Annotated in this window: 2 protein-coding genes; both read right to left on the reverse strand. The window is 39.4% G+C overall.

What is annotated here, in order from left to right:
• Positions 1-264 (reverse strand): phage holin family protein (locus HC175_RS15480; RefSeq protein WP_168139353.1); only part of this gene is annotated, 264 nt, incomplete at its 3' end.
• Positions 265-271: 7 nt separating this feature from the next.
• On the reverse strand, positions 272-694 hold the full coding sequence (locus HC175_RS15485) for a YtxH domain-containing protein (RefSeq protein ID WP_168023993.1): 423 nt from the start codon (positions 692-694) through the stop codon (positions 272-274).
• Positions 695-856 lie beyond the last annotated feature (162 nt).

An 856-nucleotide genomic window follows, 5' to 3' on the forward strand; every position in this document is an offset into this window, starting at 1 on the left:
TAGAAGGTAGAATCCCGCAACTATAAAGAATCCGCTGCTCGCAGAATCTAAAAGATTGCTTATGAATACTGCAATCGCAATGGATACAAAGATGAGGGCAAACAACATAAAAAAAGCTATTGCCGCACCTTTTATGGCGGCAGTAGCTCCTCTCATGCTTTTGTTAAACAAATCCAGTTTATAATACTCTGCACTGCTTTGTGCAAAGGATTTAATGTTTTCGCTTAACTGGTGTAAATTATCGGCTATCTTTTGGAAAGCCATAAGCGTTTTATCCTACCGCATTATCTGTAGCTCCGGCTCCTTTCTTACCTTTTCCGGTGTCGGAAGCGGATGCAGTAGATTTTGATCCATTTCCTTCACTGCGATCCTTCTGGAACTTTGAATTTTGTTTTCTAAGCTCTTCCAGCTTAGATTCAAGGCTGCTAAGGATCTCATCGGCTTTATAACTTGCAGAAGAAAGTGTTTCTTCCAGTCTTAGTTCAAAATCTGATTTTGCTTTTTTAGCTCTTGTACTTAGGTTTGAAGAGGTTTCGCGATATCGCTTATTTAGATCATCCTGAGTTCTTCTTGCGTTTTCTCCCAGTTTTCTTCTGGTTTCCTCTCCACTCTCAGGTGCATATAACATTCCAAGACCTGCTCCTATTGCAGCTCCGGTTAGTAATGCTAAAAATGTACTTCCTGATTTTGCCATGATTTGTTGGTTATTAAGATTAATACTACAACCAAATATAAACCATACCGGACTGTACTGCTGTTAACAACCGGTTAATATCGGAAAAACCCAATGCTAAAGTATTCTTAATTGAACTCCCTGAAAAAGTCGTTATTCCTTGCCACCCCAAGAATCTCTAAG

This window comes from Salinimicrobium oceani, from assembly GCF_012037645.1.

Bases quoted from the DNA above. Each gene is read 5' to 3' on its own strand.
- HC175_RS15485 (WP_168023993.1), bottom strand. From the start codon at position 694: ATGGCAAAATCAGGAAGTACATTTTTAGCATTACTAACCGGAGCTGCA.